Raw genomic sequence first — 6,108 nt, 5'->3', positions numbered from 1 at the left:
GGTGGAATTAAGTCTGTCGCAATTGTTCCAGAAGCTGTTGTAGAAAAACCCCAGCCGACCCCTTGAACGATTCGCATAACAATTAAAAATGCCATACTAGTAATAAAGCCAAAAGAACCGACAGATAATACAAATAAAACTAGCCCAAATAAATAAACGATTCCTCTACCCTTCGTTTCAAGCGCATGACCAGCATAGGGACGAAAGAGTAATGCGGAAAACGTAAAAATCCCAACGATAATACCAATCAATTGATCACTTCCACCTAGTTCATTTACAAAGATTGGTATTGTTGGAAGTGTCATTTGAAAACCTAGAAAAACAAAAAAGTTCGCAAGCCAAATGAATGCGAAGTCTTTGGAAAAAATTTTCTCATTATCGGTCTTCTCTGTTCCGGTAGATTCCATGTAATCTTCCTTTCTTAAGAATAAGTATACATGATTAAAAAGCCATTTTGAAAGATTACAGCTTAACATATTGTATATATCAGAAAATGAGATGGGATTTAAAAAAGTATGATCATCCCATCTCGATCTAGGTTGTTATTTCTCCTTTTTACTTATTACTCCACAAACGATTCTTTCTCCTGCATCTCCGGCTGGTTGTGTGATGTAATCATCTTCATCAGCATGGATCATTAACGCGGTACCCTCTTTACTAAATAAAGAATGAGGAACATCTCTTTCTAATGTTACCATATCATTTATGAACATTTGTTCAACTGTCCCATCCGCATGTACTTCCAAATTCACCATATCTCCAGCATGTGGTCCATTCGGGTCATCAAAACCATGATTTTTCCCATCAGGATTGAAATGGCCTCCTGCTGATTCAAAGTCAGGTGTGTCACAAATTCCTTTTTCATGAATATGAAATCCATGCATGCCTTCCGGGAGATGGTGAGCGTCTACGGAAATATGAACCCCATCGGATTCCTCAGTAACTGTCGCAATTCCAACTTGGATTCCTTCTCGATCAATTAAATCAATTTCAAGCGACTCCCTTGCTTCTTTTTCTTCCTTATCGACCTCAATAGTTTCATCATCCACTTGACTTTCTTTATTCATCTCAGGCTCTTGTGGTCTATTTTGACAACCAAACAAGGCGATTGTAACGATCATTATGATTAAAAGTGATTTTCCTGTTTGCATATTAATCTAACTCCTCACGTTTGTCCTTCTTTATCCATTTTAGACAAACACAATCAAATTGAAACATTTGTTATTTTTCTATTGACAGAAATATTCTATGGTCATATACTGTATATAAAGATATGCACAGCATCACTGTTGGAGGGGTTAATATGAAAACGTGGAAACAGGCATTATGGTTAGCGAAGTTTGAATGGAAAGTGTCAGCCGTAAATATTTTTCTTTGTTGGATCATTCTTTCTGCTATAGGACTTTTTTATCTAACAAGCTTTTCCGGTTACCTAGAAAATAATTATGTCGGTTTTGATATTGCTTTCTTACTCAGCTTTAGTGCTGCGCCGTACTGGTTTCGTTCCAAGCATTTTCAATATAAGGAGTTATCAGATCATTTGCATGCATCTCCCGTATTGATTATGCAAACCCAACTACCAATTCCTAAAGATGTACTCGCTAAAAGTAAATTGATCACTTATTTGGCATATTTACTACCATTTATGCTAACTATTTTTCCAGTCCTATATTTTATCAACGACTCTATTCGGGCTACTATGGATCTTCCCAGTTATATTGTTTTTTCACTTATTTGGATTTTCTATGGACTTACGTTAGGAGTAATCTTTCCAGCAAGTGATGCCGGGGACTATACATCCCCTAAAATATTATTTTATTATTTACTTGCAACTTTTGTTGTAGTTATGGGATTACTATTACTTTTTTACTTCGTATTCGGCTTCGGAATTGTTGCTTGGACAATCATGTTGGCAAAAGACTGGACAATATTAGTCATTATTACGTTAGTTATGTTAACTATCGTCAGCTGGAGATTTTGGCCATACTACATGAAAAAAACGATGCAAAAATTAGATTATATGTAAGGGGGTTTATTCCATGACAGAGTGGAAAGACGCATATTGGCTTGCAAAAGTCGAACTTAAAACATCAATTGTAAATTTACTGTTAGGGTGGGTTATTTTCTCGGTAGGGACTGTGATTGTTTTAATCCTTTACAACAACTTTAATAGTCCGGATCCTTATCATGATTTCATATTTTTTGTCTTATTAACTGCCGGTCCCTTTTGGTTGAGAAAGAGCGCTTTTAAATATCAGCAAGTCTCTGACAAACTTTGGTTCTCACCTACTGTACCGATGCAATTACAGCTACCAATTTCCAAAAACATTTTAGCAAAGAGCCGTTTAATCACATACACAGCTTTTCTTGGGCCATTTTTGGTCGTACTGTTTTCCTTATTTTATCTTTTAGATAGTGAATTAAGTCAGATGAGTTTACTTTCGTACATTGCTTTTTGCTTCATATGGATTGCTTTTGCCTTCACATTTGGAATGATTAACCCTGCTAGCGATGCTGGAAGTTATGTTACACCTATAAAGATCTTTATTTGGATAATTTTTGTATTAATCATCGTAGTAATGCCGTTTTATTATTTTTATAAGGTCTTAGGTGGAGGAATTGTCTTAGGCTCAGCAATGCTGGCAGAAAAATGGCCATTACTTTCTATTTTCATCTCCATTGTTTTCTTCATTAGCGGGTGGAAATTTTGGCCATATTACATGAGAAAAACGATGAAGAAGTTAGATTACATGTAAGGAGGAGAACCAATGACAGAATGGAAAGAAGCATTTTGGCTTGTGAAGTTTGAACTAAAACATTCATTGAAACAATTCCCATTATTAGCACTTGGGTTTGTACTCATTTTTTTATTGATCACGTCTATTAGTCCAAATTATTTTGAACAGGCAACGATGGGATTAGATTTTTTCTTTGCTATTACATTTAGTGGATTTTTATCACAACTTGCCAGGCCAAAGGACTTTCAATTGCAAAAATTTAGAAGTATTCGGTATGCAGCACCCTTTCTTACAGCTTTAAACCAATTAGCAATGAAACGAGAAGTGATTGTTAAATATCGGTTTATCACTTATTTTGTTCTTTTGCTTTTATCAAATGGCCTGTTGCTGATTCTGCTTTATCCGACCTTTCAAGCTTTCATGACGTTACCTGCATATATAGCTTTTGCGTTCATCTGGTTTTGTTTTGGAATTTATATTGGCTGTGTTACACCGGCTTTTGAAGTTGGTTCTAATTTAGGGTGGAATATCTTTTATGGATGTTTTATTGGATTTGGTTTATTTCTTCTTTATTTGTTCGTGTTTTATAAATGGTATAAAAACGGACTCATTACATGGACGATTGACATCGCTAATCAATATCCGGTTATTTCTATTGTTGTTTCAATTATTCTATCCATTATCGGTTGGAACTTTTGGATGAAAATCATGCGTAACAGAATGAAAAAAACAGACTATTTATAAAGGGGGCGGGAGAAGTGAAATTACCAATTCAATTGTCTAAAGATTCTCGAGAGCCGATCTATCATCAAATTGAACAACAATTAAAAGCATTAATTGCTGGTGGACATTTATCGGCTGGAGTTGCTCTACCTTCTATCCGTGTCCTATCAAAAGAATTAGAGGTGAGTGTCATTACGACGAGAAGAGCATATCAAAACTTAGAAAATGACGGATTTATTAAAACAATTCAAGGGAAGGGAACGTTTGTCGCAGAACTTGACAGCTCATTAAAAAACGCGACAAAACAAACCGCTGTTTACGAAGTGTTTCAGCAGGCAATCAATACTGCTCTAAACTACGACTACAATCATAGACAAATCATGGAACTTTTTCAATCCGTTTTAGAAGAAAGTGAAAGGAGAGACTGAATATGGAAAAGTATATTGAGATTAACGATGTTAGGAAAGATATTGATAATTTTAAACTTGGTCCCATTAACTTGAACGTAGAGCCCGGGACAGTTACAGCTTTAGTTGGCGATAATGGTTCGGGGAAAAGTACATTACTTAAGATGGTTATGAATCTGGTAAATGCAGATTCCGGAACAATTAGAGCGTTCGGGGAGCTTGTCAATGGGGATAACGAGGAATGGAAAAAACATATTGCCTATCAGCCACAAACAACAATCGGCTTTGATGCGTTTACGGGAAATGATTTAAACAAACTAATTTCTCGCTGGTATCCAAATTGGGATCAAAAGCTTTTTATCCAATTGATCGAACAGCTAAATATACCGCTTAACAAAAAATTTATAAACTTATCTCAAGGAGTTCAGCAAAAATTAACGCTCGCTCTAACAATCCCGAGAAATACTAAACTTTTAATCTTAGATGAACCGACTTCATTCATGGATATTCCATCAAAAAATTTAATTATCAATTTACTGACGGAATACATGGAAGATGAGGAGCGTGCAATCATTTTAGCTAGCCACCAAGCCGAAGATATTAAAAAATTAGCTGATTATATTACGCTACTCAGAAGTGGTACACAAATACAAACAATTGAAAAAGACGTTTTAACCCAAAACTACCGAAAATATTGGTTTTCTAGTACATTAAAAGGTTCGCCTGTTCCTGGAGAAATTTCCCGATCTGGAAATGAATTAATTTCAAATGACGCTACAGCGACAGAAACATATTTTGCAGCACATAATATGAAACCAATAAACAGTTCAGCAATGGAATTGGAAGAGATAATTACTATATTACTAACTTAACATGTACTGACATGGAATTAGAAGGAAGGAGTAAATAGATGTTTGTAGCTTACACAATGATATTTTTACTGGCAGCAATTCCTTTTTTGGAAATTGCATTGATCATACCGTTAGCCATTATTGGCGGGGTTCCCGCAGTACCAACGATGATTATCGCATTTTTAGGTAATTTATTAACGATTGTCTTGCTTATCATTTTTTTAGATAAGATTAGAGAATGGCGTAGAAAAAGAAAACAGGGCGAACAAACAGACTCGAAGCGACATAAACATGCCAAGTCTCTTTGGGATAAATACGGCCTACCGGGACTTGCCTTTATTGGACCATTTTTTGTTGGAACTCATTTATCTGCTTTACTTGCGATTGGCTTTGGGGCTGAGAAGACGAAAACATTATATCTAATGACAGCGAGTTTACTTAGTTGGACAATTGTTCTCGGTGTAGCCTCTTTATATGGCTTTGATTTTTTTATCGCCGATGAAGAAAATTTAGGGTTCATTACAAGGATGTTATAAAGGTGATAGGACGTAAAAGAAAGCAGGAGAGTAATGTCATGAAAAAATATGGATTATTTTTACTAGGTGGTTGGGCAACGGCGACACTCGGCCTATTTTTAGCTGTAGTGGCTGGTACGGTGGCGGAGACGCAATTTGCCATCATAGGAAACGGACAAAAGCTAATTCAGTCGGTTGTAATGAGTGCCATTGTGGTTCCAGTCATTCTTTATTTATATCAACGAATGCATAAACGGATTGGCAAAGTGGAGCCAGCTTATACATTAAACCGTTTGCCTCATTTTTTGACGGGATTCCTTCTTGTGGTTCTCTTGGCGATCGTTAGCCTATTCGGCTTTAACATGCTCGGATTGATTACTATCGAACAATGGCACGCACCTTTCTTCTGGGTTGGCGCCTTGCTGCTCAATATGCTCATTGCCTTTTTTTATGAAGCATTGCCGGAAGAACTTGCCATGCGTGGGCTCATCTATGATGTACTGCGTCAGCGTTTGTCTGTTTGGCTTTCCGTCTTGGTCCAGGCACTAGTATTCATCGGTTTTTCCGCCGGTATTACGCTCCTACTAGTGATGGTTGGGATATCGCCAGCTTCAAGTCTCGCGGCACTTCCTTCCCAACTAATACTGCATTTCTTTTTTGGGATTGCGTTAGCGCTCATCCGTGTCTGGACCGGTAGTCTGTGGGCCGCAATTGGCTTTCATCTTGGATACCTTTCCGTAGCGCGTTTCCTCCTTATGCCAGCTGAATATGGAGCACCTCCTGTTTTAACTTTTCAAGACACTATCATGCAAGGAGTAGGCGCATCATTGGCTGTCATGTTTATCATACTTGGTGCCATCTGTCTCCTACTAGT

Annotated in this window: 9 protein-coding genes; 7 read left to right on the top strand and 2 right to left on the bottom strand. The window is 37.0% G+C overall.

The window, feature by feature from the left end:
• Window positions 1-407: MFS transporter (locus tag ACPYKA_RS17890; RefSeq protein WP_479543565.1), on the bottom strand; the 407-nt coding region annotated here is incomplete at its 3' end.
• 135 nt (window positions 408-542) lie between these two features.
• Complete coding sequence (locus ACPYKA_RS17885; protein WP_479543564.1) at window positions 543-1,151, bottom strand: superoxide dismutase family protein; 609 nt, start codon at window positions 1,149-1,151, stop codon at window positions 543-545.
• Window positions 1,152-1,303: 152 nt separating this feature from the next.
• Here ACPYKA_RS17885 and ACPYKA_RS17880 point away from each other — a divergent pair, with 152 nt between their 5' ends.
• From ACPYKA_RS17880 to ACPYKA_RS17850, 7 genes are all read left to right on the top strand, one after another.
• The gene (locus ACPYKA_RS17880) at window positions 1,304-2,026 is read left to right on the top strand and encodes a hypothetical protein (protein ID WP_479543563.1); all 723 of its coding nucleotides are present in this window, start codon (window positions 1,304-1,306) and stop codon (window positions 2,024-2,026) included.
• Window positions 2,027-2,039: 13 nt separating this feature from the next.
• Window positions 2,040-2,756: a hypothetical protein gene (locus ACPYKA_RS17875; RefSeq protein WP_479543562.1), complete on the top strand. Its 717-nt coding sequence runs from the start codon at window positions 2,040-2,042 to the stop codon at window positions 2,754-2,756.
• A gap of 12 nt (window positions 2,757-2,768) precedes the next feature.
• Entirely contained in the window at window positions 2,769-3,482 is a 714-nt protein-coding gene (locus tag ACPYKA_RS17870; RefSeq protein WP_479543561.1) for a hypothetical protein, read from the top strand.
• A gap of 14 nt (window positions 3,483-3,496) precedes the next feature.
• Window positions 3,497-3,889 (top strand): GntR family transcriptional regulator, encoded by a 393-nt coding sequence (locus tag ACPYKA_RS17865; RefSeq protein ID WP_479543560.1) that lies wholly within the window; start codon window positions 3,497-3,499, stop codon window positions 3,887-3,889.
• A 2-nt stretch (window positions 3,890-3,891) separates the two neighbouring features.
• Entirely contained in the window at window positions 3,892-4,740 is an 849-nt protein-coding gene (locus ACPYKA_RS17860; RefSeq protein ID WP_479543559.1) for an ATP-binding cassette domain-containing protein, read from the top strand.
• 38 nt (window positions 4,741-4,778) lie between these two features.
• The gene (locus ACPYKA_RS17855; RefSeq protein WP_479543558.1) at window positions 4,779-5,255 is read left to right on the top strand and encodes a small multi-drug export protein; all 477 of its coding nucleotides are present in this window, start codon (window positions 4,779-4,781) and stop codon (window positions 5,253-5,255) included.
• A gap of 38 nt (window positions 5,256-5,293) precedes the next feature.
• Window positions 5,294-6,108, top strand: an 815-nt coding sequence (locus ACPYKA_RS17850; protein ID WP_479543557.1) for a lysostaphin resistance A-like protein, incomplete at its 3' end; no start/stop codon positions are given.

Origin of the sequence: Pseudogracilibacillus amylolyticus (SeqCode), assembly GCF_051918545.1 — a bacterium.
Classification (GTDB): domain Bacteria; phylum Bacillota; class Bacilli; order Bacillales; family Amphibacillaceae; genus Pseudogracilibacillus.
The sequence above is the reverse complement of the archived record's forward strand: the minus strand, read 5'-3'. Positions and strand labels throughout refer to the sequence as shown.

Coding starts and splice junctions, on each gene's coding strand:
- ACPYKA_RS17885 (WP_479543564.1), bottom strand. CDS start 1,151: ATGCAAACAGGAAAATCACTTTTAATCATAATGATCGTTACAATCGCC.
- ACPYKA_RS17880 (WP_479543563.1), top strand. CDS start 1,304: ATGAAAACGTGGAAACAGGCATTATGGTTAGCGAAGTTTGAATGGAAA.
- ACPYKA_RS17875 (WP_479543562.1), top strand. CDS start 2,040: ATGACAGAGTGGAAAGACGCATATTGGCTTGCAAAAGTCGAACTTAAA.
- ACPYKA_RS17870 (WP_479543561.1), top strand. CDS start 2,769: ATGACAGAATGGAAAGAAGCATTTTGGCTTGTGAAGTTTGAACTAAAA.
- ACPYKA_RS17860 (WP_479543559.1), top strand. CDS start 3,892: ATGGAAAAGTATATTGAGATTAACGATGTTAGGAAAGATATTGATAAT.
- ACPYKA_RS17855 (WP_479543558.1), top strand. CDS start 4,779: ATGTTTGTAGCTTACACAATGATATTTTTACTGGCAGCAATTCCTTTT.